This window comes from Paraburkholderia bryophila (assembly GCF_003269035.1).
Lineage (GTDB): Bacteria > Pseudomonadota > Gammaproteobacteria > Burkholderiales > Burkholderiaceae > Paraburkholderia > Paraburkholderia bryophila.
Genome location: NZ_QLTK01000003.1, coordinates 188,984 through 212,686, shown reverse-complemented (window position 1 = coordinate 212,686; position 23,703 = coordinate 188,984). Strand labels below are relative to the sequence as shown.

Below are 23,703 nucleotides of genomic sequence, written 5' to 3'. Positions count from 1 at the left end.
AAGCGGCGTGGCCGGCGTGGTAATCGGACAGCACATGCACGCTCTCGCACCTGCACTGCGCCGGTGTTCAACCGTCGCTCGGACCGGGTTTCGCCGACGGGTCGCTGCGCAAGCGCTGCCGCGTCACCTCGCGGCCCACCGCGAGGCGTCGCATGTATTTGAACGTGCCGAGCGCCTTGGCGACGAAATGGCCTTCGCTGTCGCGAACCTCGCCTTCGCAATAGGCCATGGTGGTCGAGCGGTGCAGCACGCGAGCGGTCGCGCGCAACTCGCCGCGGCCCGGCTGCATGAAGTTCACCTTCATTTCGACCGTGACCACGCCGACCCCGTCGCCGGCCAGACTGCGCGCGGCCATGGCCAGCGCGACGTCGGCGAGCGTCATCGTGACGCCGCCGTGGGCGACGTCCCAGGTGTTCATGTGATCGGGCTGCAGCGGCAGCACGACTTCGCTGGCGCCGTCCGCTGCGCTCACGAGCCGCGCGCCGAGCCGGTCGACGAACGGGCTCTCGGGCAAGCTCGCGTTATTGCTTTGGGGTGAAGATGAATCGGTCATTGCGGTTGTCTGAATTCATGCTCGACGCGTGATGAATCACGACGCGATACGGGTTGAGCAGGTTGTGTGGTTTCGGCGGATAGCAGCAGGAAATCATACCCGTTATGGCGTTTTCGCATGCGCGGCCATCCGCGTGGCGAGTCGGCCGAGCTTGCGCACCGCTTCGTCGGTCCGTTCGATATCCGTACTCGGACAACTCAGCCGAATGAAATGATCGAAGCGCCCCGCGTTCGAATACACCGTGCCGGGCATCACGCGAATGCCTTCGAGCAAAGCGGCCTCGAAGAACGCCGACGACGACACCGTCCGCGGCAACTCGATCCAGAAAAACATCCCGCCGCGCGGCGGCGTGAACCGCGTGCCCTCCGGAAACGACGCGGCAATCGCCGCCGCCATCCGCTCGCGTTGAAGCCGCAGCCGGTCGCGCAAGCGCCGCAGATGCCGCTCATACGCGCTGGTTTGCAGAAACTCGGCGAGCACCACCTGCGCCAACGGTTCGTTGTGGCGCGACTGCGCAAACTTCAGCATGCCGACGCGCGGATGCCAGCGGCCGCCGTTGATCCAGCCGACCCTCAGACCGGGCGCCAGGGTCTTGTTGAACGACGTGCAGTGGATCACCGTGCCGTCGGTGTCCCACGCCTTGAGCGAGCGCGGCGACGACGCCGCGTCGACGAGTTCGCGATACGGATCGTCCTCGATCAGCGCAATGCCGGCTTGCGAGCACAGTTCGACGAGCCTCGCCTTGTGCGCGTCGGGCATCACGCTGCCGAGCGGGTTCTGCAGGTGTGGCACGACCACCATGGCCTTGATGTCGGGATGCGTTTGCAGCGCGAACGCCAGCGCTTCGACGGCCAGACCGGTGCTTGGACTCGCGGGAATTTCGAGCGCGCGCAAACCGAGGCTTTCCAGTGCCTGCAGCAAGCCGAAAAAACACGGCGACTCGACCGCGACGGTGTCACCCGGCTGGGTCACCGCGCGCAAGGCGAGGTTCATGGCCTCGATGCCGCCATGCGTCATGATGACGTCGTCCGCGCCGATCTGGATGCCGGCCTCGAGCACGCGCCGCGCAATCACCGCGCGCAACGCCGGATCGCCGTGATCGTGGCCGGCGGCGGTCAGCAAGGTGGGCTGCCGGCGCAACGCGCGCAGCGCGGTTTGCTGCAACGCCGCGGTCGGATACAGATCGGGCGACGCGGTCGAACCGCCCAGATTGAGCGCGTCCGGATAGCGCCGGTATCTCGACACGATCGCCGAGATCGTCGCGTGAATCCCGACGAATTGCGCGGCGCCCGGCTGCAAGGCGAGATCCGTCGCGTCCGGTTCGGCGGCAGCCGGCAACGCGGCGGCCGGCGGCACCCGCACGAAATAACCGGCGCGCGGCCGGGCGTCGATCAGCGCGGCGCGTTCGAGCACGCGGTAGCTTTCGGTCGCCGTCGCGAGACTCACGCCGTGGCGCTGCATGAATGCGCGCATCGACGGCATGCGATCGCCGGGCCGCAGCACGCCGCTGCCGATCGCGCGGCGATATTGGTCGGCCAGTTGCCGGTAAAGCGGCTGGCCATCAGCGGCGCGATCCGCCGGGTGCGGGCTGTCCTGCAGGGAAGTGGGCTGTGTCATGCGACGATGGTGCGGACTGTTTGCGTGCTGCAACAGATACACATCGGTGCCATTCGCACCGATACAGCACGAGAAAAAGCTTCACTGTACCGGTTCAGATAGTCGAGCGTTGCGGCTGTTTTCACGTCGACGGACTCCTTAAGCTGTGTGGCATGAAAACGGTTTAAAGGAATCGCTCATGTCGGTCCGTCAACCTAGCGCCTTCTCCCCTCGCGATGCCGCGCCCTTGCAACTGCCCGCCGGTCGACTGGCCATGCATGACCTGCGTGCGCACACCGCGATCGTGGCCGTGAAAGGCGCGCTGCAACTGCAGTTACGCGATCGCTCGCTGGCCTGGCTCGGCGACGCCGTGCCCGTCACCACGATCCGCTTGCAGGAAGGCGAGTGTTTCGTGATACCGCAAAGCGGCGTCGTGTCGATCAGCGCGGTTCACGCGCAAGCGGCGGCGTTCGTATTGCAGCCGCCGCGCCTGCACAACAATCTCTACGACCTGCTCCGCCGGGCGCCGCAATCGCTGGCCGGGCTCGTCAAAACCTGGTGGCGGCGCACTGCCTGACACGCGTGAACGAAAAAGCGGGCGTCATGGATTCATCGCTATTACGCCGAACCGCACGACACCCGCTTTTTTTGCCGAGCCAGATCACGAGAGGTCACGTGAAATCACGCGACCTCGCGCAACAGCCTCACACGACTTCGAACAACCCCGCCGCGCCCTGGCCGCCGCCGATACACATTGTCACGACCACCAGCTTCGCGCCGCGCCGCTTGCCTTCGATCAGCGCATGACCGGTCAGCCGCGCGCCCGACACGCCGTACGGATGGCCGACCGCGATCGCGCCGCCGTTCACGTTCAGGCGGTCGTGCGGAATGCCCAGCTTGTCGGCGCAATACAGCACCTGCACCGCGAACGCCTCGTTCAGTTCCCACAGGTCGATGTCCTCGACCTTCAGGCCGGCCTGTTTGAGCAGCTTCGGCACCGCGAACACCGGCCCGATCCCCATCTCGTCGGGCTCGCAACCGGTCACTGCGAAGCCGCGGAAAATACCCAGCGGCTGCAGGCCTTCGCGCTCCGCCACTTTTGCGTTCATCACCACGCACGCCGACGCGCCGTCCGAAAACTGGCTCGCATTGCCCGCCGTCACGACGCCACCCGGCAGCGCGGTGCGGATCTTCGACACGCCTTCGAGCGTGGTGTCGGCGCGAATGCCTTCGTCGCCGCTAACGGTGACTTCTTTCGTGAACAACCGGCCGCTCGCTTTATCGGCGACACCGGCCAGCACCGTCAACGGCACGATCTCGTCCCTGAACCTGCCGGCTTCGAGCGCGGCCGCGGCGCGTTGCTGCGAGCGCACGCCGTATTCGTCCTGACGTTCCTTGGAAATCGAATAGCGTTTGGCGACGTTTTCCGCGGTCTGCAGCATCGACCAGTAGATTTCCGGCTTGTGCTCGCTGAGCCAGCCTTCGGTCATCATGTGGCGGTTCATCTCGTTCTGCACGCACGAGATCGATTCCACCCCGCCCGCGACGAACACGTCGCCTTCACCGGCAATCACGCGTTGCGCGGCGAGCGCGATGGTCTGCAAACCCGACGAGCAGAAACGGTTCACCGTCATGCCCGGCACGCTGACCGGCAGGCCGCCGCGCAGCGCGATCTGCCGCGCGATGTTCATGCCCGTCGCGCCTTCCGGATTGGCGCAGCCCATGATCACGTCCTCGACACGCGCCGGGTCGAGCTTCGCGCGTTCTACCGCGGCTTTCGTCACGTGGCCGCCGAGCGTCGCGCCATGCGTCATGTTGAAACCGCCGCGCCAGGATTTGGCGAGGCCCGTGCGGGCGGTCGATACGATTACGGCGTCAGTCATGCAAATCTCCTGTTTCGACGAGAGTCAGCCTGTCGGTCGGAGTGAGCGCTTTTAGCGCCGACTCGGGCCCCATGACGCTGACTCTCGTCCCCTGCAAGTTGGTCGGACTATCCCGATCTCGATGGTGGCGCCTGCGCTTCGCCGTACGGCCGTTGGCCGTTATCGGGCACGCGCCACCCCGGTCATTTCACTCGAACGGCCTGAGGCTCTCCCGAGCCTCAGCCGTTGAACCCGCGCCCGCTCGCCGCCAGTGCCGCGATGCTCGGCGCGAGTTGCCACGCGTCACCGTTCGGCCGCGCGGCATAGCGGCGAATCGCGCGCTCGACGTTGTAGAGCCCGACGGTATCCGCGTACAGCATCGGACCGCCGCGATAGAGCGGAAAGCCGTAGCCGGTCAGATAGACCATGTCGATATCCGACGCCTTCGACGCAATGCCTTCTTCGAGAATCTTCGCGCCTTCATTGACGAGCGCGAACACCAGGCGTTCGACGATTTCCTCGTCGCCGATCTTGCGGCGCTCGGCATTGGTTTCCTTCGAAAACGCGCCGATCATCTCGTCGACCACCTTCGACGGATACGCCGTGCGGTCGCCCGCCTTGTAGTCGTACCAGCCGCCGCCGGTCTTCTGGCCGAAGCGCCCGGTCTCGCACAGACGATCGGCGATCTTCGAATAGTGCATGTCGGGATGTTCCTGATAGCGACGCTTGCGGATCGCCCAGCCGATGTCGTTGCCGGCCAGATCGCTCATGCGGAACGGGCCCATCGCGAAACCGAATTTCTCGATGGCCTTGTCGACCTGCGCGGGCAACGCGCCTTCTTCGAGCATGAAGAGCGCCTGGCGGATGTACTGCTCGATCATCCGGTTGCCGATAAAGCCGTCGCAGACACCGGAGACCACCGCGGTCTTTCTGATCTTCTTCGCGAGCTTCATGACGGTGGCGAGCACGTCTTTCGCCGTGTCCTTGCCGCGCACCACTTCGAGCAGCTTCATCACGTTGGCCGGGCTGAAGAAGTGCATGCCGACCACGTCCTGCGGACGCTTCGTGAACGCGGCGATCTTGTCGACGTCCAGTGTCGAGGTGTTCGACGCGAGGATCGCTCCGGCTTTCGCCACTTCGTCGAGTCGCTTGAATACCTGTTCTTTCACGCCGAGTTCCTCGAACACGGCTTCGACGATCAGGTCGGCCTGCTTCAGGTCCTCGTAGGACAGCGTGGGCGTGATCAACGCCATGCGCTGGTCGAGCGCCTCGGGCTTGAGCTTGCCCTTCTTCACGCTGGCTTCGTAGTTCTTGCGGATCGTCGCGAGGCCGCGATCGAGCGCATCCTGTTTCGTTTCCAGCAGCGTGACCGGAATGCCCGCGTTGATGAAGTTCATCGCGATGCCGCCGCCCATCGTGCCCGCGCCGATCACCGCCACCTGGGCGATGTCGCGCACCGGCGTGTCGGCCGGCACATCGGGAATCTTGCTGGCCGCGCGTTCGCCGAAGAACGCATGACGCAGCGCGTGACTCTCGGGCGTCTGCACCAGCGCGACGAAGCAGTCGCGTTCGAATGCGAGGCCCTTGTCGAAACCGTTTTGCACGCCCGCTTCCACGGCGTCGATACATTTGAGCGGCGCGGGGAAATTCTTCGCCATCGCCGAGACGGTGTTGCGCGCGAACTGGATGAAACCGGCGGCGTTCGGATGCTCGATCTTGCGATCGCGCACGCGCGGATGCGGGCCTGCCTGCGCGCCGACCTTGCGGGCAAACGCGAGCGCCGCTTCGGCCAGATCGCCTTGCGCGATGTCGTCGAACAGTCCCGAATCGGCCAGCTTCTCGGACAGGACCGGCGCGCCGGACACGATCATATTGAGCGACGCTTCGAGGCCGATGGCGCGCGGCAGACGCTGCGTGCCGCCCGCGCCCGGCAGAATGCCGAGCTTCACTTCCGGCAGCGCGATCTGCGCGCCGGGCGCCGCGATCCGGTAATGCGCGCCGAGCGCCAGTTCCAGACCGCCGCCCATCGCCACGCTATGAATCGCCGCGATCACCGGCTTCGCGCTGCTTTCCACCACCTTGATGACGGTGGCGAGCGTCGGCTCCTGGGTCGCTTTCGGCGTGTTGAATTCGGTGATGTCGGCGCCGCCCGAAAAGGCTTTGCCCGCGCCCGTCAGCACGATCGCCTTGATGGCCGGATCGTTCTGTGCGCGCTCGATGCCCTCGACGATGCCGGCTCGCGTCGACAGGCCGAGGCCGTTCACGGGAGGATTGTTCAGCGTGATGACGGCCACGCCGTCATGAGTTGTGTAGTCCACTGCCATCTCTGCCTGCCTCCATGCGATTCATGCCATGTTGCGGTTGAGGCGGCGCACGCTGCGCCGCCCGTCCGGTTCACCGGGACGGATCATTGTCCGCTTGTTTCCGCTCGTTGCCGGCGCGTGGGTCACGCACTGGCTCGGCGTGACCGGCTCGCCGACCGGTTCACCGGGGTCAGCAGGCAGAATACACAAAAAAGCACGCTCGTTCAATTTACTGTTGGGCGGGGTTTCCCCTAACCAGCGGACAATCCTTCTGGTCTTCCAACGCCGACGGCAGCACGTGGTCGCGGAACTGATCGCGCAGTTTCAGTTTCTGCAATTTGCCGGTGGCCGTGTGCGGCAGTTCGTCGACAAAGACGACGTCGTCGGGAATCCACCATCTCGCCACCTTGCCGTCGTAGAACGCGAGCAGTTCCTCGCGCGTCACGTCGAAACCCGCGCGCCTGACGACCACCAGCAGCGGCCGCTCGGTCCATTTCGGATGCGCGCAGGCGATGCAGGCCGCTTCGGCGACCGCCGGATGCGCGATCGCGACGTTCTCGACGTCGATCGAACTGATCCATTCGCCGCCGGACTTGATCACGTCTTTCGAACGATCGGTGATGTTCAGAAAACTGTCGCGGTCGATCGTCGCGACGTCGCCGGTGGGAAACCAGCCGTCAATCAGCGGCGAGTCGTCCTTGCGGAAATACCGGTCGATCACCCACGGTCCACGCACATGCAGATCGCCGAACGCGACCCCGTCCCAAGGCAACTCCCGACCGTCTTCGCCGACGATCTTCATGTCGACCCCGTACAGCACATGGCCCTGCTTCTCCAGCGATTTGCGCTGCTCGGCGAGCGGACGTTGCGATTGCTCCCACGTCAGTTTCGACAGCGTGCCGAGCGGCGACATTTCAGTCATGCCCCATGCGTGAATCACCTGCACGCCGTAGTCGTCCTCGAACGCGCGCAGCATGGCCGGCGGGCACGCCGAGCCGCCGATCACCGTGCGATTCAACGACGAAAACCGCACCCCTGCCTCGCGCAGATAGTTCAGCAAACCGAGCCATACGGTCGGCACGCCGGCGGAATACGTGACGCGTTCGCTCTCCATCAACTCGTACAGCGATTTGCCGTCGAGGTCCTTACCGGGGAACACCAGCTTCGCGCCGGTCAATGGCGCGCTGTGCGGAATGCCCCATGCGTTCACATGGAACATCGGCACGACCGGCAGCACGGCGTCGCGCGCGGACAGACTCATGGCATCGGGCAAGGCCGCGCCGAATGCATGCAGCACCGTCGAGCGATGCGAGTACAGCGCGCCCTTCGGATTGCCCGTGGTGCCGGACGTATAGCAAAGGTACGACGCCTGGCGCTCGTCGAGCTCGGGCCACGCGAAGTTGCCGTCCTGTGCGTCGAGCAGCGTTTCGTAACCGAGCACCGGCGTTTGCATGACCGGCAGATGCGCTTCGTCGGCGAGCGCGATCCAGCCGCGCACTTTCGGGCACTGCGGCGCGAGCGCGTCGACCAGCGGCGCGAAGGGGGCGTCGAACATCACGTAGGCGTCGTCGGCGTGATTGACGATGTAGGCGATCTGATCGGGAAAGAGCCGCGGATTGATCGTGTGGCACACGGCGCCGAAACCGGTCGTGCCGTAATACGCCTCGAGATGCCGGTAGCCGTTCCAGGCCAGCGTCGCCACCCGTTCGCCGGGCTCCACGCCTAGCGCGATCAGCGCCTGCGCGAGCTGCTTCGCGCGTTTTTCGCATTCGCGGTAGGTGTAGCGATGCAGGTCGCCTTCGATACGCCGCGACACGATTTCGGTGCCGCCGAAATGCCGCGCGGCATGCGCGAGCAACGAGGATACGGTGAGCGGCACGTCCATCATCTGTCCGGGCAGCGACGTCGTCATAAAGAGAGGTCTCCTCGTTCTGGTTGCGTCAATGGGAAGCCAGCCTGCAGCGCCGCTGGCGCGGACTTACAATATCGGTTAATCCAGAGGCGCTCAACATGTCGTTTTCCCCAAGCTTTGCAGGGTTATCCGGGCCGTTAGCGGCCCTTTCCAATGCACTCGTCACTGCGCCTGAAAACGCGTTCGCGCGGCTCGGCAGCGTCTTTCTGACCCGTCTGCCGGCGGCGCCGCTCAATGCGCCCTACATGGTCGGCTTCTCCGCCCAGACCGCCGCGCTGCTCGGTATAGAGCCGACCCTCCAGCACGATCCCGGCTTCGCCGAGCTGTTCTCCGGCAACGCCACGCGCGAATGGCCCGCCGAGGCGCTGCCGTATGCGTCGGTCTATTCGGGGCATCAGTTCGGCGTGTGGGCCGGCCAGCTCGGCGACGGCCGCGCGCTCGGTCTCGGCGAACTCGCGCATGACGGGCAACGCTTCGAGCTGCAGCTCAAAGGCGCGGGGCGCACGCCCTACTCGCGCATGGGCGACGGCCGCGCGGTGCTGCGCTCGTCGATCCGCGAGTTTCTGTGTTCGGAGGCCATGCATCACCTCGGCATTCCGACCACCCGCGCGTTGTGCGTAGTCGGCTCCGATCAGCCGGTGCGGCGCGAAGAGATCGAAACCGCCGCGGTGGTCACGCGGGTCGCGCCGAGCTTCGTGCGCTTCGGCCACTTCGAGCATTTCTATTCGAACGATCGCACCGACGCGCTGCGTGCGCTCGCCGATCACGTGATCGAGCGTTTCTATCCGCATTGCCGCGATGCCGGCGACCCCTATCTCGCGCTGCTCGGCGAAGCCGTCAAATCCACCGCCGACCTGATGGTCGAATGGCAGGCGGTCGGCTTCTGCCACGGCGTGATGAATACCGACAACATGTCGATTCTCGGCCTGACGATCGACTACGGTCCGTTCGGTTTCATGGACGGTTTCGATGCCGGCTACATCTGCAATCACTCCGATTCGCAAGGCCGTTACGCCTACAAGATGCAACCGCAGATCGCCTACTGGAATCTCTTCTGTCTGGCGCAAGGGCTGTTGCCTCTGCTCGGCGAACAGCACGACGAAAGCGTGCGCGGCGACAAGGCGATCGAAGACGCGCAGCGCGTGCTCGGCGGCTTCAAGGAGCGTTTCGCGCCGGCGCTGGAACGGCGCATGCGCGCGAAGCTCGGCCTCGAGATCGAGCGCGACGGCGACGACGCGTTGGTGAACCGTCTGTTCGAAGTGATGCACGCCAACCGCGCCGACTTCACGCTGACGTTCCGCCATCTCGCGCGCGTATCGAAACACGATGCCAGCGGCGATACGGCGGTGCGCGACCTGTTCCTCGACCGCGCCGCGTTCGACGCGTGGGCGAACGACTACCGCGCGCGCCTGTCCCATGAAACACGCGACGACGCCGCGCGCGCCATTGCAATGAACCGGGTCAACCCCAAATTCATTCTTCGCAATCATCTGGCGGAAACGGCGATCCGCCGCGCGAAAGAGCAGGACTTTTCCGAAGTGGAGCGTCTGGCCGCCGTGCTGAGCCGCCCGTTCGACGAACAGCCCGAACATGAAGCGTATGCGGGACTGCCGCCCGACTGGGCGAGTTCGCTGGAAGTGAGCTGCTCGTCGTGACCCGCCGCAGCCTGCCGTCATTCGCATGAACGCAACCTGACCTAGTGCCGTCCCCAAAACAAGCCCCGAGACAGGAACCCCGACCATGAACAAGCCCGACGACCTCAACCCCAACGCGCCCGACGTCCCCGCCGTGCAGAAAGACGACGCCGAGTGGCGCGCGCAGCTCTCCGACGTCGAATACCAGGTGACGCGCCACGCGGCCACCGAGCGCCCGTTCACCGGCCGCTATCACGACCACTGGGACCGCGGCATTTACGACTGCGTGTGCTGCGGCACGCCGCTCTTCGAATCCGACACCAAGTTCGACGCCGGCTGCGGCTGGCCGAGCTACTTCAAGCCGATCAACGGCGAAGTGATCGCCGAGAAAACCGACCGCACGCACGGCATGCTGCGCATCGAAGTGCAATGCAAGAACTGCGGCGCGCATCTGGGCCACGTGTTCGAAGACGGCCCGGCGCCGACGGGTCTGCGTTACTGCATCAATTCGGCTGCGTTACAATTCGAGCCCAAGTAACGCAGCGCGGAGTCCGACGCATTGCCGGCGGGGCCTGCGTTGCAGGCACCTGCCGGCCGTTTCGCGCCGCGTCCCTCATTCCTCGACTCCTTCTGCGAATTCCCGACCAGATAATGAAATTCCTGTTCGATCTGTTCCCGATCATCCTGTTCTTCGTCGCCTTCAAGATCTGGGGCATTTTCACGGCGACGGCAGTGGCGATCGTCGCCACGCTGGTGCAGATCGCGTGGGTGGCGTTCCGCCACCGCAAGGTCGATCCGATGCTGTGGGTGAGCCTCGGCGTCGTCACCGTGTTCGGCGGCGCGACGCTCGTGCTGCATAACGACACCTTCATCAAATGGAAACCCACCGTGCTGTACTGGGCGTTTTCCGTCGCGCTGATCGTCTCGCAACTGGCCTTCAACAAGAACCTGATCGAAGCGATGATGGGCAAGCAGATCACGCTGCCGCACGCGATCTGGGGCAAGCTGAGCGTGGTGTGGGCGATCTTTTTCGTGCTGCTCGGGCTCGTCAATCTGTTCGTCGCGTACCACTACAGCACCGACCAATGGGTCAATTTCAAGCTGTTCGGCGCGACCGGTTGTCTCGTGGTGTTTATCGTCGGACAGAGCTTGTGGCTGTCGAAGTACATGAAGGAAGAATGACATGACCGCCGACACCAATGTTTTCATGCACGCCACCACCGCGGAGCGCGCCGCGCTGATCGAAGCGCGCCTCGGCGCCGCGCTCGCGCCGGTCGCGTCGATCACCATCACCGACGACAGCGCGCAGCACGCGGGCCACGCCGGCGCCTCGGCCGGCGGTCATTTCAGTGTCACGATCGTGGCCGCCGCATTCGCCGGCAAGGCCCGCGTGGCGCGGCATCGCATGGTGTATGATGCGCTGGCCGATGCCATGCAGCGCGGCATTCATGCCCTTGCAATCACGGCGTATACGCCCGAAGAATTCGCTTTGTTGCCCCGCTAGGAACCTTCCGATGACCTTGAAGAAAACCCACCTTTGGGTATTGCTGGCTGCGTTCGCGGCCGCACCTGCATTTGCACAGAACATCGCAGTCGTGAACGGCACGCCGATTCCGAAAGCACGCGCCGACGCGCTGATCGAACAACTGGTGCATCAAGGCCAGCAAAACACGCCGCAACTTCAAACGGCCGTGCGCGAAGAACTGGTGAACCGTGAAATCCTGATGCAGGAAGCCCTGCGTCGCGGCCTGCCGAATCGTCCGGACATCAAGGCGCAGATCGCCGTCGCGCAACAAACCGTGGTGCTGCGCGCGCTGATCGAAGATTTCGTGAAGAACAACACGCCGAGCGACGCCGAAGTCACCGCGCGTTACAACGCGCTGATCAAAGATGCGGGCGGCAAGGAATATCACCTGCACCACATCCTGGTGGACAACGAACAGCAGGCCAAGGACCTGATCGCGAAGATCAAGGCCGGCGCAAGCTTCGAAGATCTGGCCAAGCAATACTCGAAAGACCCGGGATCGGGCAAGAACGGCGGCGACCTGGACTGGTCGGACCCGAAGGCTTATGTGCCTGAATTCGCGGACGCGGCCACGCATCTGCAGAAAGGCCAGATGACCGACACGCCGGTGCATACGCAATTCGGCTGGCACATCATTCGCCTCGACGATACGCGCGCCATCACGCCGCCGCCGCTGGAACAGGTGCGCCCGCAGATCGTGCAGCAGATCCAGCAGGAAAAGCTGCAAGCGTTCGAAGAAGGTCTGCGTAAGAACGCGAAGATTCAATAAGCGGGCTCTTTGCTAGCCTACTGATCGAAACGAACAAGCCGCCCTCGGGCGGCTTGTTTGCTTTGATGACCTGGTTGTTTTACGTTTTGCTCAGCGTGAAAAAAAACCGCCCGAGGGCGGTTTTTTGTTTCTGCTCGATCTCAGCTTCAACCCAACCAGCGGCGGGCGTTCTGGAACACGCGCATCCACGGGCTTGCGTCCGTGCTGCCTTCGCCCCAGCCTTCCGGATGCCAGCTCATCTGCACCGCGCGATGCACGCGCTCGGTGTGCGGCATCAGCACGGTGAAGCGGCCGTCCGGCGTGGTGACCGACGTGATGCCGTCCGGCGAACCGTTCGGGTTGAACGGATACTGCTCGGTCGCCTGACCACGGTGATCGACAAAGCGCATGGCAACCGCCACCTTCGACGCGTCGCCCTGCTGCGAGAAGTCCGCGTAGCCTTCGCCATGGGCGATCGCCACCGGAATGCGCGAGCCTTCCATGCCGTTGAAGAAGATCGACGGCGAAGCCTGCACTTCGACCAGCGAGAAGCGCGCCTCGAATTTCTCCGACTTGTTGCGCGTGAACTTCGGCCAGGCTTCCGCGCCCGGAATCATCGACGCGAGGCTGCTCATCATCTGGCAACCGTTGCAGATGCCCAGCGCGAACGTGTCTTCGCGACCGAAGAACGCGGCGAACATGTCGGCCAGTTGCGCGTTGAAACGGATCGCCTTCGCCCAGCCTTCGCCGGCGCCGAGCGTGTCGCCGTACGAGAAGCCGCCACACGCCACCGCCCCGGCGAAATCCGCCAGATTGGCGCGGCCCGCCAGCAGGTCGCTCATGTGCACGTCGTGCGCGTCGAAGCCGGCGCGGTCGAATGCGTAGGCGGTTTCGAGGTGCGAGTTGACGCCCTGCTCACGCAGGATCGCGACACGCGGACGCGCGCCCTTGCCGACGAACGGCGCGGCCACGTCTTCTTTCGGATCGAAGCTCAAGACCGGCGTCATGCCCGGATCGGCCGCGTCCGACAGCATGTCGTATTCGGCGTCGGCGCAAGCCGGGTTGTCACGCAGACGCGAGATACGCCAGCTCACTTCGCTCCAAGTGCGATGCAGCTCGGTGCGCGGCGCTTCGTAGATCTTCTTCGCGTCGCGATAGATTTCGATCGTGTCGCGCTCGTTGAGCTTGCCGATCACATGCGAGCACGCCGACAGACCGTGTTCGCGCAATGCGGCGAGCACGGCGTCGCGGTCCGTTGCCCGCACCTGAATCACCGCGCCGAGTTCTTCGTTGAACAGCGCGCGGATCGTGCGGTCTTCGCGACGGCCGCTGGTCTGTTTGGCCCAGTCTTTCGCATCGCCGTAATCGGATTCGTGGTTAGGATCGAGCACCAGCATGTCGACGTTCAGCGACACGCCCACGTGACCCGCGAACGCCATTTCGCACACTGTGGCCCACAGGCCGCCGTCCGAGCGGTCGTGGTACGCAAGCAGCTTGCCTTGTTGATTCAGCGCCTGGATCGCGGCGAAGAAACGCTTCAGATCGTCCGGATCGTCGACGTCCGGCACCGTGTCGCCGACCTGCTGCGTGACCTGCGCGAGAATACTGCCGCCCAGACGATGCTGGCCACGGCCCAGATCAATCGCGATCAGCACCGAGTCGCCCACGCCGTCGGTACCGTTCGCACGACGCAGTTGCGGCGTGAGATGCTTGCGCACGTCTTCAACCGGCGCAAATGCCGAGATGATCAGCGAGACCGGCGCGACCACCTCTTTGGCGACACCGTGGTCTTCCCACTTGGTGCGCATGGACAGCGAATCTTTACCGACCGGAATGCTGATGCCGAGCGCCGGGCACAGTTCCATGCCGATCGCCTTGACCGTGTCGTACAGCGCGGCGTCTTCGCCGGCCGCGCCGCACGCGGCCATCCAGTTCGCCGACAGCTTGAGCTTGTCGAGCGATGCGATCGGCGCCGCCGCGATGTTGGTCACCGCCTCGCCGACTGCCATGCGGCCCGACGCCGGCGCGTCGATCACGGCGAGCGGCGTGCGCTCGGCCATGGTCATCGCTTCGCCGCGGAAGCCCGCGTAATCCATCGTGGTGATCGCGACGTCGGCCACCGGCACTTGCCACGGACCGACCATCTGGTCGCGCGCGGTCGTGCCGCCCACCGAACGATCGCCGATGGTGATCAGGAACGACTTGCTCGCGACCGTGGGGTGACGCAGCACACTGACCGCGACGTCCGGCAACGCAATGCCGGTGACGTCCACCGGTTCCAGCTTCTGCTCGACCCGCTTGACGTCGCGATGCATGCGCGGTGCCTTACCGAGCAGCACTTCCATCGGCATATCGACCGGCTGATGCGCGCTGTCCGCGTTCTGCGCGGAGTCGATCACCTTCAGTTGACGCTCGGCGGTCGCCGTGCCGATCACCGCGAACGGGCAGCGTTCGCGCAGGCACATGGCTTCGAACGCCGGCAGATCGGCCGGCGCGATGGCCAGCACGTAACGTTCTTGCGCTTCGTTCGACCAGATTTCGCGCGGCGACAGCCCGCTCTCTTCGAGCTGGATCTTGCGCAGATCGAACAGTGCGCCCTTGCCGGCGCCGTCGACCACTTCCGGGAACGCGTTCGACAAACCGCCCGCGCCGACGTCGTGAATGCTCAGAATCGGGTTCTTGTCGCCGAGTTGCCAGCACGCGTTGATGACTTCCTGCGCACGGCGTTCGATTTCGGGGTTGCCGCGCTGCACCGAGTCGAAGTCGAGCTCGGCAGTATTGGTGCCGGTGGCCATGGAACTCGCCGCGCCGCCGCCCATGCCGATCCGCATGCCGGGGCCGCCGATCTGGATCAGCAGCGAGCCTTCCGGCAGATCGTGCTTATGCGTGTGCTGGTCCGAGATATTGCCGATGCCGCCGGCGATCATGATCGGCTTGTGATAGCCGCGCACCAGACCCGCGACGTTCTGCTCGTAAGCGCGGAAATAGCCACCCAGATTCGGCCGGCCGAATTCGTTGTTGAACGCGGCGCCGCCGAGCGGACCGTCGATCATGATTTGCAGCGGCGACGCGATGCGGTCCGGACGGCCGTACGCTTCGTGCTGTTCGGCCGGATTGCGGTGGGCGAGCGGCTGCGCGACGTCGCGCGCGTTTTCCCACGCCTCGACGCCGTCCGGCAACGCCAGGTTCGACACCGTGAAGCCCGCCAGACCCGCCTTGGGACGTGCGCCGCGACCGGTCGCGCCTTCGTCGCGGATTTCACCGCCCGAGCCGGTGGACGCGCCCGGGAACGGCGAGATCGCGGTCGGGTGGTTATGCGTTTCCACCTTCATCAGCGTGTGCGTGAGTTCGACGCCACGGCGATAGTGCTCCGGCATCGCGCCGGGCTCGGCCGGCGTACGCGGGAACCAGCGCTCGGCCATGCCGCCCGCCATGATCGCCGAGTTGTCCGAATACGCGACGATCGTGCCTTGCGGGTTCAGCTTCTCGGTATTGCGGATCATGTTGAACAGCGAGATGTCCTGCTTCTCGCCGTCGATAGTCCAGTCCGCATTGAAAATCTTGTGACGGCAGTGTTCGCTGTTGGCCTGCGCGAACATCATCAGTTCGACGTCGGTCGGGTTGCGGCCGAGCTTCGTGAACGCGTCGACCAGGTAGTCGATTTCGTCGTCGGCGAGTGCAAGGCCCAGTTCCGTGTTCGCCGCTTCCAGCGCGCCGCGGCCGTGGCCGAGCACGTCGACGGTTTGCAGCGGCTTGGCCGGCAGTTCGTCGAACAGATGCAACGCGTGGTCGCGCGAGCTCGACACGCTTTCGGTCATGCGGTCGTGCAGCGCCGCGGCGACGGCCGCGCGGGCTTCGTCGGAAAGCGCCTTCTTGCCGCCCAGCAGGCCGCTCTTCAGCGTGACCGTGTACTCGACGCCGCGCTCGATCCGGCGCACCTGCGTGAGACCGCACAGATGCGCGATGTCGGTGGCCTTGCTGGCCCATGGCGAGACCGTGCCGAAACGCGGCACCACGAGGAAGGTTTCGGCCGTGCCGCGCTCATTGCTTGCCTCGAGCGGATCGCCGTAGTGCATCAGTGCTTCGATCTTCGCCGTGTCTTCAGCGGACAGCTCGCTGTGGGCGTTGACGAAGTGCAGATACTGCCCGCGCACCCCGGTGATGTTCGGGTCGATGCGCATGAGCGTGTCGAGCAGGCGGGTTTGACGGAAATCGGAGAGGGCCGAAGCGCCGGGGAAACACGAGAAGTGGGCCATGGACTTGACTTTGCGTCGCTCAGTGATGCCGAGAAGTCGCGCATGCAGGCGACGTGAGGCGGAAAGGAAGTCCGAGATTATACCCCGGGAAAGGGCTTCCGGCGGGCTTGCCGGTGCGCTTTCGGGCCGCTCGCGGCGCGCCGCGCGACGCTTTCCGGCGTGCCGCCCGCGTGGCCGCGCGAGCGCTTTGGCTGCTATCATTCGCCCTTTCACCAGATCGGCGCGAGCGGCCTGAGGCAACGAGTCAGGCCGTGCAATGCGCGCCGCATGTCACGCTCAACGGGAGCGCGCCGCTTCGGCGTCCCGTCGGCCATTCGAATCAGAACATGGATGTCATCGTCATCGGCGGCGGGATTGCGGGCGTCGCCACCGCTTATCAATTGCGCGCGGCCGGTCATCGGGTCTGCGTGGTCGAACGTCACGCCACGGTGGCGCAAGGCGCGACCTATGGCCACGGCGGCACCGTGCTGCCCACGCCGCTCGACGTCTGGTTCGGCCCGACCTTCATGGCGAGCCGGCAGAACGCCAGAAACGGCGTGATCAGCAAGACCGGCTTCACCGGGCCGGCGCGCCAGTTCGTCAAACAGCTCGCCACGTTGCAGGACCCCGAGGCCTTCAGCCGCCAGTATGGCCGGCTGCGTCCGCTGATCGAGCTGTCGCGCGAAACCATGGCCGACGTCGAGGCGCGCTTCGGCCTGGAATTCGAACAGACCAGCGGTTTGCTTTACCTGGTGCGCTCCACCCAGGAGTGGGAGCAGACCCAGCCGGCGCTCGAGTTGCTGCGCCAGAACGAAGTGCCGCATCACGTGCTGACGCCCGCCGAATGCAGCGCGTTCGAGCATTCGGTGCGCGCCGAGCCGGAGTTCGCCGGCGGCGTGCTGTTCGATCAGGAACGCACGGCCAACTCGCCGCTGTTCGCCAAGCTGCTCAAGCAGACGCTCGATACCCAGGGCGGCGTGCAGTTCATGCTCGGCTGCGAAGTCTCGGCAATCCGTCTCGAAGGCCAGCGCGCGTCGGTGGAACTGGCGCCGCGGCCGGGCGCGTCGTCGCGTTCGCGTGAGGTCGACGTGATTCATGCGGACGCGGTCGTCGTGGCGGCCGGGCACGGCAGTCTCGCGCTGCTCGACCCGCTCGGCCTGCGCCTGCCGCTGCATCCGCTGCGTTTGCACACGCTGGTCGCGCCGATCGCGCATGAAGAATGCGCGCCGCACTTGGCGATCGTCGACGCGGTCAAGCGGATTGCGATCAGCCGGATGAATCATCGGCTGCGGATTGCGGGCGGCGCGGTGCTGCAGAGCGCCGCACAGATCGACAAGCCGCTCGGCGAAGCGCTGACCAAGGAAGCGCTGGCGCTGCTCGGCCAGGCCACGCACGACTGGATTCCGGGCGCCGCGCGAATTTCGGCGGCGCTGCCGTGGGAAGGCGTCAAACTGCTGTCGCCCGACGGCTTGCCGGTGATCGGCAACGCGCTGCATCCGCGCCTCTTCGTCAACCTCGGGCATGGCCCGGCGGGCTGGGGGCTGGCTTGCGGCGCGGGCAAACTGATCGCCGATCTGATGTCCGCTCAGACGCCGGACATGCCCGCGGACACGCTGGCGGCGCTGCGCGCGGACCGCTTCTAGCCGTTGCCGGCCGATGGGTTCGCGCGGCGCGCTCATCGGCACTACCATAGCGGCTTCTCCAGCTTCCTCGCCCTGGGCCTTGCGCCCGGGCGAATCGCCCGCCGCCATGACCGAAGCCGACCTCACCCCGCCTATCCTCACCCGCCCTCGCAACAAGGCGCTGCCGCTACTGACGCTGACCGATCTGCGGCTCGCCGAAGCGCAGGCCGCGGCCGGCTTGCCCGAGCACACGCTGATGGCGCGTGCCGGCAAGTCCGCGGCGAGCTTCCTGCAGGAGCTGATCACACGCGACACCTCGATCGAACGCGCGAAGCAGAAGGTGTGGCTGATCGCCGGCCCCGGCAATAACGGCGGCGACGCGCTGGTCCTCGCCACCGAGCTGCACAAGGACGGCATTGCCGTGGAACTGTGCATGCCGGTCGAAGTAAAACCGGACGACGCCCGCTGGGCTCTCGAACTGGCGCGCACTGCAGGCGTGGCGATCAGCGCAACGCCGCCCGCGTCGCTGGACGGCTACACCTGGCTGGTGGACGGCATGTTCGGCATCGGCCTGACACGTGCGCTCGACGGCGTCTTCGCGACGCTCGCGCGGCAGCTCTCGCAGCGTGCCCGGGCGCGGCCGCGCAAGGGCGGCGTGCTGGCACTCGACGTCCCCAGCGGCCTCGACAGCGACACCGGCACCGTGGTCGGCGAGAGCGAACGCGACAGCGTGGCCGTGCACGCCACGCACACGATCAGCTTCATCGCCGCCAAACCGGGCCTGTTCACCGCGCAAGGCCGCGACCTCGCCGGCGCGGTTACCGTCGCGCCGATCGGCATCGACTCCAGCAAGCGCACGGCCGTGCAACTGAACGCGCCCGACCTGTTCGCCGGCTTCCTGCCGCCGCGCGATTTCGCGACCAACAAAGGCACCTTCGGCAGTCTCGCCGTGGTGGGCGGCGACACCGGCATGTGCGGCGCGCCGATCCTCGCGTCGCGCGCGGCGCTTTATACCGGCGCGGGCAAGGTGCACCTCGCGCTGCTGGGCGACGGTGCCCCGCCCTACGATCCGCCGCATCCCGAACTGATGCTGCACCCGATCGACGCGCTGCCGCTCGAGAAGATGGACGCGCTCGCGATCGGCTGCGGCATGGGCGAGCGCGAGCGCGCGACGCAGGTGTTGCACGACGTGCTGCGACTCGACATGCCGAAGCTGTTCGACGCGGACGCGCTGAATCTGATCGCGAAAAATCCGTCGCTCGCGGCCGAACTCACCGCGCGCGGCGCACAAGGCGATCCGTGCGTTCTCACGCCCCATCCGCTCGAAGCCGCACGCCTGCTCGGCACCGACGCGCCCGGCGTGCAGCGCGACCGGCTCGGCGCGGCGCGCGCGCTAGCCGCGCGGTTTGCCAGCGTGGTGGTGCTGAAAGGCACCGGCACGATCGTCGCCGCCCCCGACGGCCGCCTCGCGATCAATCCGACCGGCAACGCCGCGCTCGCGACGGGCGGCACCGGCGACGTGCTCGGCGGCATCATCGGTGCGTTGCTCGCGCAGCATCTGCCGCGCTACGAGGCGGCCCTCGCGGGCGTCTATCTGCACGGCCTCGCCGCCGATACGCTGACGGCGCAAGGGCACGGTCCGGCGGGCTTGACGGCGGGCGAACTGGCGCCGATGGTGCGGAGTTTGCTGAACCGGCTGTTTTATCCGTCGGCGGAAGGCTGAGATGTGGCAAGTCAGGCACGCGAGGCCCGCGCGCGCTCAAAGCGCGCCTGCCTGTCACCCTTCACGCAAGGCCGCTATACTGAACGACTGCGCCGCGCGTCGGATTCGAAGCGGGTGGCGGCGAAGCTTTCGCGCACGTTCGCATCGCGCGGCGAACGCCGCAAGCTTCCCCACCGCTCATGCATCGCCGGCCGCGCGGCATCGCTCTAACAGCATCGTTGCTTCATTCTCGGCAGCGCTTCACGCGCTCGCCTCCCTTCGTGCCCTTGGTTAGACGGACGCTATGACGCAGAACTCGCTCCCCTCCTGGTCCTCGCTGCAAACGCATTACGAGAAGATTCGCGATGCGCACCTGCGCGACTGGTTCGCCCCCGAGAACGATCCCGCCCCCACTCGCGCCGAGCGCTTCGCGTTCGCCGGCGGCGGTCTCGCGGCCGATTTCTCGAAGAACCGCATCACCGACGAAACGCTGCAGCTGCTCGTGCAACTCGCGCGCGAAGCCGGCGTCGAAAAGCGCCGCGACGCGATGTTCGCCGGCGAGGTCGTGAACCCGACCGAAGGCCGCGCCGCCTTGCACACCGCCTTGCGCGCCACCGACCCGAAAGCGCCGTTCTTCGACCAGGTGCAGGCCGAGCGCGCGAAGATGGCCGCGTTCGCCGACCAGGTGCGCAGCGGCGCGTGGACCGGCTACACCGGCAAGCGGATCCGCTACGTGGTGAACATCGGTATCGGCGGTTCGGATCTCGGACCGAAAATGGTCGTGCACGCGCTGCATCACCTGGCGACACCGGAGATCGCCACGCACTTCGTGTCGAATGTGGACGGCGCCGATCTGTACAACGTCATGCAGCAGATCGATCCCGAGGAAACGCTCGCGATCATCGTCTCCAAGACGTTCACCACGCTCGAAACCATGACCAACGCGCGCTCGCTGCGCGACTGGTTCATCGAGAAGGGCTGCCCGGAAAGCGCGCTGGCGAAGCACTTTGTCGGCGTGTCGGCGAATCCGTCGGAAGTGATCAAGTTCGGCATCGCGAAAGAGAACGTGTTCGAGATGTGGGACTGGGTGGGCGGGCGCTATTCGCTGTGGTCGGCGGTGGGCCTGTCGATCATGATCGCCATCGGTCCGCAGCAGTTCGGCGAACTGCTCGCCGGCGCCAACGAGATGGATCAGCATTTCCGCGACGCACCGCTCGAGAAGAATCTGCCCGTGCTGCTCGGCATGATCGGCATCTGGTATCGCAACTTCTTCGGCTCGCAAAGCTATCTGGTTGCGCCGTATTCGAATGCGCTGCATTTCCTGCCGTCGTATCTGCAACAGCTCGAAATGGAAAGCAACGGCAAGTCCGCGCGACTCGACGGCGCGATGGTCGACTACCCGACCGCCGCCGTGACGTGGGGCGAACCGGGCACGAACGGCCAGCACGCCTTCTTCCAGATGCTGCATCAGGGTCCGACGATCGTGCCGATCGACTTCATCGCCGTGATGACGCCGGAGCATCCGCTCGTCAGCCATCATCCGAAACTGTTGGCCAATTGCTTCGCGCAAAGCGAAGCGCTGATGCTCGGCCGCACGCTGGAAGAAGCGAAGAAAGTGGCCGGTCCGGACAAGCCGGAGCTCGCGCCGCACCTGGTGTTTCCGGGCAACCGGCCGACCAGCACGCTGCTGGTCGACGCGCTGACCGCGCGCGCGCTCGGCGCTTTGATTGCGCTGTACGAGCACAAGGTGCTGGTGCAGGCGTCGGTGTGGAACATCAACCCGTTCGACCAATGGGGTGTGGAGCTCGGCAAGATTCTCGGCAAGGTGGTCGAGGCCGATCTGACCTCGGCCAGCGTGGACGAGAAGAAGCATGACTCGTCGACCTCGGCGTTGATCGCGCGGGCGCGGGCGGCGTTGAAGAAGTGACTTGAGTCGCGCGAGCGATCGCGCTGACCAGGCAATAAAAAAGCGGGCCATGCGTGGCCCGCTTTGCTTTTGATGCGACGGTTTTGTAACGCCGGTTCCGGCTGGCGTCAGGCGAGTGACGAGGTGGTCGCCTCAAGCCAGCCGACCCGCCTCGATCGTCACGGTCGTGTCGCAACGACGCGCCAGTTCGATGTCATGCGTCACCAGAATCAGCGTGGCGCCGTTCGCGCGATTCATCTCGAACATCAGGTCGATCACGGCATGGCCGGTGGCGGCGTCGAGACTGCCGGTCGGCTCGTCCGCGAAGAGGATGGCCGGATGCGTGACGAACGCGCGCGCCAACGCCACACGCTGCTGTTCGCCGCCCGACAGCAGCTTCGGATAATGGCTCGTGCGCTGGCCGAGCCCCACCTGCTCCAGCAAAACGCGCGCACGTGTGGCGGCTTCGCGCGTGCCCACACCGCCCTGCAACTCGAGCGGCAACGTGACGTTTTCGAGCGCGGTCAAGTGCGGCATTAATTGAAACGACTGGAACACGAAACCGACCGAGCCGCTGCGCAATGCGGCCCGCTCGTCTTCGCTCAATTCGGTGAGCTCGCGCCCAAGCAGTCGAACCGAGCCCGAGCTCGCACTGTCCAATCCCGCGAGCAGGCCGAGCAGCGTAGACTTGCCCGACCCGGATGCGCCGACGATCGCCACGCTGCTGCCGGCATCGATAGCAAGATCGATGTTGTCGAGAATCGTCAGCTCGCCCGTTGCATCCTTAACCTTCTTGCACAAACCCCGCACTTCAATGACCGGATCAGTTTTGTTTAGCATGGTGAAGCGTAGGTTGAAAGTGCTTGCCATGGCGCCGCGTTCTGCAACGCCGACTTCGGCATTCGGCTTGGGCCTGATGGCCGCCACCCTGTTTGCGCTGCCCTTCGCGGCGCGTGCCGCCAACGCGCCGGAACCGGCCAGGCCGGTAATCGTCGTGCTCGGCGACAGCATCTCCGCCGAATACGGCCTGCCGCGCGACACGGGCTGGGTTGCCTTGATGCGCCAGCGCCTGGCGGCAGAGCGAATCGATTATAGCGTCGCCAATGCAAGCATTAGCGGCGACACCACCAGCGGCGGACGCGCCCGTTTGCCGGCCTTGCTGGAACGTTTGAAGCCGAGCATCGTGATCGTCGAACTCGGCGCTAACGACGCCTTGCGCGGCGTGCCCCTCTCGACCACCGACGACAACCTGCGCACGATCGTCGAGCAGGCTCAACAGGGTCACGCGAAGGTCGTGCTGGTCGGCATGTACGTGCCGCCTAATTACGGCCCCGACTACACCCAAAAGTTCCACGCCATGTACGGCCAGCTGTCGCAGCAATTGCATGTGCCGCTAGTGCCGTTTCTGCTCGCCGGCATCGCGGACAAACCGGACATGTTCCAGGCCGATCAGATGCATCCGACCCAGCAGGCACAGCCAGTGCTACTCAACAACGTGTGGCCTGTGGTTAAGCCGCTCCTTCGACCAAGTTCGCCGCGCTGAATAGCGCGCCGACAACTTGTTTTTAGAACTTTGGGAACACGGATCGGCAAGGTCTATCCGACACTTACGTAATCCCGTGTCACCCGGCTCGATTTTTGAGCGACTCTTGAGGAGATAACGTGAAATATCTACCGTTAATCGCTTTGACCGTGGCAATTTCTGCCTGCGCCGCTCAACCGCCTGCAGGCGTCCAATCTGTCGGTCAAAGCCAGCAACCGGTGAAGGCCGTTGCCACCTGCATCGCGCAGAAATGGGCGGACGGCTCGCAACAGCAGGTCGTGTCGCAGGACACGATGGCTAACGATCAGGCCGTGGACGTGTATGTCCCGGGCCAGCAGCCGCCTAACGGCGCGGCCGCGGTGGTGCGTCCGTCGTATTCCGGCAAGGGTACGTGGGTGGGTTTCCGCGCGAATGGCGGTGCGGGTAGCGACGCTACCGGCGCCATTAGCGGCTGCCTGTGATCCGCTCTTTGAAACACTGCAGCAAACCGTTTGGCGATCCCTATCGGTAAAGCGTCTGGAACTCCGGCACGCTCGCCAAATGAAAAGCCCCGCACTATGCG

At 65.3% G+C, this 23,703-nt stretch carries 18 protein-coding genes; 11 read left to right on the top strand and 7 right to left on the bottom strand.

Annotated features, from left to right (window positions below; all coding sequences use genetic code 11):
* Window positions 1-67: 67 nt before the first annotated feature.
* Window positions 68-553 carry a PaaI family thioesterase gene (locus BX591_RS07815; RefSeq protein WP_111930086.1) on the bottom strand — a complete coding sequence of 162 codons (486 nt, stop codon included), beginning with the start codon at window positions 551-553 and terminating at the stop codon, window positions 68-70.
* Between the two features lie 102 nt (window positions 554-655).
* Entirely contained in the window at window positions 656-2,170 is a 1,515-nt protein-coding gene (locus BX591_RS07810) for an aminotransferase-like domain-containing protein (protein WP_111930274.1), read from the bottom strand.
* A 178-nt stretch (window positions 2,171-2,348) separates the two neighbouring features.
* Here BX591_RS07810 and BX591_RS07805 point away from each other — a divergent pair, with 178 nt between their 5' ends.
* Complete coding sequence (locus BX591_RS07805; RefSeq protein ID WP_111930085.1) at window positions 2,349-2,726, top strand: cupin domain-containing protein; 378 nt, start codon at window positions 2,349-2,351, stop codon at window positions 2,724-2,726.
* 127 nt (window positions 2,727-2,853) lie between these two features.
* Here the strand turns inward: BX591_RS07805 and BX591_RS07800 are convergent, their stop codons facing one another.
* The 3 genes from BX591_RS07800 to BX591_RS07790 form a co-directional block, all read right to left on the bottom strand.
* Window positions 2,854-4,032, bottom strand: coding sequence for an acetyl-CoA C-acyltransferase (locus tag BX591_RS07800; RefSeq protein ID WP_111930084.1), 1,179 nt, complete (start codon window positions 4,030-4,032; stop codon window positions 2,854-2,856).
* 218 nt (window positions 4,033-4,250) lie between these two features.
* On the bottom strand, window positions 4,251-6,335 hold the full coding sequence (locus tag BX591_RS07795) for a 3-hydroxyacyl-CoA dehydrogenase NAD-binding domain-containing protein (protein ID WP_111930083.1): 2,085 nt from the start codon (window positions 6,333-6,335) through the stop codon (window positions 4,251-4,253).
* Between the two features lie 208 nt (window positions 6,336-6,543).
* Window positions 6,544-8,226, bottom strand: coding sequence for a 3-(methylthio)propionyl-CoA ligase (locus tag BX591_RS07790; protein WP_111930082.1), 1,683 nt, complete (start codon window positions 8,224-8,226; stop codon window positions 6,544-6,546).
* A gap of 98 nt (window positions 8,227-8,324) precedes the next feature.
* Here BX591_RS07790 and BX591_RS07785 point away from each other — a divergent pair, with 98 nt between their 5' ends.
* From BX591_RS07785 to BX591_RS07765, 5 genes are all read left to right on the top strand, one after another.
* Window positions 8,325-9,881 carry a protein adenylyltransferase SelO gene (locus tag BX591_RS07785; protein WP_111930081.1) on the top strand — a complete coding sequence of 519 codons (1,557 nt, stop codon included), beginning with the start codon at window positions 8,325-8,327 and terminating at the stop codon, window positions 9,879-9,881.
* An 85-nt stretch (window positions 9,882-9,966) separates the two neighbouring features.
* Complete coding sequence (msrB, locus tag BX591_RS07780) at window positions 9,967-10,398, top strand: peptide-methionine (R)-S-oxide reductase MsrB (RefSeq protein ID WP_111930080.1); 432 nt, start codon at window positions 9,967-9,969, stop codon at window positions 10,396-10,398.
* Between the two features lie 113 nt (window positions 10,399-10,511).
* A complete protein-coding gene (locus BX591_RS07775; protein WP_111930079.1) occupies window positions 10,512-11,042 on the top strand; it encodes a septation protein A in 531 nt (176 codons plus the stop codon).
* A 1-nt stretch (window position 11,043) separates the two neighbouring features.
* Window positions 11,044-11,364 (top strand): BolA family protein, encoded by a 321-nt coding sequence (locus tag BX591_RS07770; RefSeq protein ID WP_111930078.1) that lies wholly within the window; start codon window positions 11,044-11,046, stop codon window positions 11,362-11,364.
* Between the two features lie 10 nt (window positions 11,365-11,374).
* Window positions 11,375-12,154, top strand: coding sequence for a peptidylprolyl isomerase (locus BX591_RS07765; RefSeq protein WP_035550281.1), 780 nt, complete (start codon window positions 11,375-11,377; stop codon window positions 12,152-12,154).
* A 146-nt stretch (window positions 12,155-12,300) separates the two neighbouring features.
* On the opposite strand, the gene purL is transcribed toward BX591_RS07765, so the two are convergent.
* A complete protein-coding gene (gene purL, locus BX591_RS07760; protein ID WP_111930077.1) occupies window positions 12,301-16,389 on the bottom strand; it encodes a phosphoribosylformylglycinamidine synthase in 4,089 nt (1,362 codons plus the stop codon).
* Between the two features lie 326 nt (window positions 16,390-16,715).
* On the opposite strand from purL, the gene BX591_RS07755 reads away from it, so the two are divergent.
* The 3 genes from BX591_RS07755 to pgi all read left to right on the top strand — a co-directional run bounded on the left by BX591_RS07755 (window position 16,716) and on the right by pgi (window position 21,619).
* Window positions 16,716-18,011 carry an FAD-dependent oxidoreductase gene (locus BX591_RS07755; RefSeq protein WP_111930272.1) on the top strand — a complete coding sequence of 432 codons (1,296 nt, stop codon included), beginning with the start codon at window positions 16,716-16,718 and terminating at the stop codon, window positions 18,009-18,011.
* 106 nt (window positions 18,012-18,117) lie between these two features.
* Window positions 18,118-19,713: an NAD(P)H-hydrate dehydratase gene (locus tag BX591_RS07750; RefSeq protein WP_111930076.1), complete on the top strand. Its 1,596-nt coding sequence runs from the start codon at window positions 18,118-18,120 to the stop codon at window positions 19,711-19,713.
* Between the two features lie 283 nt (window positions 19,714-19,996).
* On the top strand, window positions 19,997-21,619 hold the full coding sequence (gene pgi / locus BX591_RS07740) for a glucose-6-phosphate isomerase (protein WP_111930074.1): 1,623 nt from the start codon (window positions 19,997-19,999) through the stop codon (window positions 21,617-21,619).
* Window positions 21,620-21,751: 132 nt separating this feature from the next.
* Here pgi and BX591_RS07735 read toward each other — a convergent pair whose 3' ends face one another.
* Window positions 21,752-22,438 carry an ABC transporter ATP-binding protein gene (locus tag BX591_RS07735; RefSeq protein WP_111930073.1) on the bottom strand — a complete coding sequence of 229 codons (687 nt, stop codon included), beginning with the start codon at window positions 22,436-22,438 and terminating at the stop codon, window positions 21,752-21,754.
* Window positions 22,439-22,466: 28 nt separating this feature from the next.
* Between BX591_RS07735 and BX591_RS07730 the strand changes: the two genes are divergently transcribed.
* Both BX591_RS07730 and BX591_RS07725 read left to right on the top strand, forming a co-directional pair.
* Window positions 22,467-23,141: an arylesterase gene (locus tag BX591_RS07730; protein ID WP_244146866.1), complete on the top strand. Its 675-nt coding sequence runs from the start codon at window positions 22,467-22,469 to the stop codon at window positions 23,139-23,141.
* A 119-nt stretch (window positions 23,142-23,260) separates the two neighbouring features.
* Window positions 23,261-23,602, top strand: a complete 342-nt coding sequence (locus BX591_RS07725; protein WP_111930071.1) for a hypothetical protein — start codon at window positions 23,261-23,263, stop codon at window positions 23,600-23,602.
* The last annotated feature ends 101 nt before the right edge of the window (window positions 23,603-23,703 follow it).

What these genes read in the sequence shown, in the direction of transcription:
- BX591_RS07815 (WP_111930086.1), bottom strand. Translation starts at nt 553, where the DNA reads ATGACCGATTCATCTTCACCCCAAAGCAATAACGCGAGCTTGCCCGAG.
- BX591_RS07810 (WP_111930274.1), bottom strand. Translation starts at nt 2,170, where the DNA reads ATGACACAGCCCACTTCCCTGCAGGACAGCCCGCACCCGGCGGATCGC.
- BX591_RS07805 (WP_111930085.1), top strand. Translation starts at nt 2,349, where the DNA reads ATGTCGGTCCGTCAACCTAGCGCCTTCTCCCCTCGCGATGCCGCGCCC.
- BX591_RS07800 (WP_111930084.1), bottom strand. Translation starts at nt 4,032, where the DNA reads ATGACTGACGCCGTAATCGTATCGACCGCCCGCACGGGCCTCGCCAAA.
- BX591_RS07795 (WP_111930083.1), bottom strand. Translation starts at nt 6,335, where the DNA reads ATGGCAGTGGACTACACAACTCATGACGGCGTGGCCGTCATCACGCTG.
- BX591_RS07790 (WP_111930082.1), bottom strand. Translation starts at nt 8,226, where the DNA reads ATGACGACGTCGCTGCCCGGACAGATGATGGACGTGCCGCTCACCGTA.
- BX591_RS07785 (WP_111930081.1), top strand. Translation starts at nt 8,325, where the DNA reads ATGTCGTTTTCCCCAAGCTTTGCAGGGTTATCCGGGCCGTTAGCGGCC.
- msrB (WP_111930080.1), top strand. Translation starts at nt 9,967, where the DNA reads ATGAACAAGCCCGACGACCTCAACCCCAACGCGCCCGACGTCCCCGCC.
- BX591_RS07775 (WP_111930079.1), top strand. Translation starts at nt 10,512, where the DNA reads ATGAAATTCCTGTTCGATCTGTTCCCGATCATCCTGTTCTTCGTCGCC.
- BX591_RS07770 (WP_111930078.1), top strand. Translation starts at nt 11,044, where the DNA reads ATGACCGCCGACACCAATGTTTTCATGCACGCCACCACCGCGGAGCGC.
- BX591_RS07765 (WP_035550281.1), top strand. Translation starts at nt 11,375, where the DNA reads ATGACCTTGAAGAAAACCCACCTTTGGGTATTGCTGGCTGCGTTCGCG.
- purL (WP_111930077.1), bottom strand. Translation starts at nt 16,389, where the DNA reads ATGGCCCACTTCTCGTGTTTCCCCGGCGCTTCGGCCCTCTCCGATTTC.
- BX591_RS07755 (WP_111930272.1), top strand. Translation starts at nt 16,716, where the DNA reads ATGGATGTCATCGTCATCGGCGGCGGGATTGCGGGCGTCGCCACCGCT.
- BX591_RS07750 (WP_111930076.1), top strand. Translation starts at nt 18,118, where the DNA reads ATGACCGAAGCCGACCTCACCCCGCCTATCCTCACCCGCCCTCGCAAC.
- pgi (WP_111930074.1), top strand. Translation starts at nt 19,997, where the DNA reads ATGACGCAGAACTCGCTCCCCTCCTGGTCCTCGCTGCAAACGCATTAC.
- BX591_RS07735 (WP_111930073.1), bottom strand. Translation starts at nt 22,438, where the DNA reads ATGCTAAACAAAACTGATCCGGTCATTGAAGTGCGGGGTTTGTGCAAG.
- BX591_RS07730 (WP_244146866.1), top strand. Translation starts at nt 22,467, where the DNA reads ATGGCGCCGCGTTCTGCAACGCCGACTTCGGCATTCGGCTTGGGCCTG.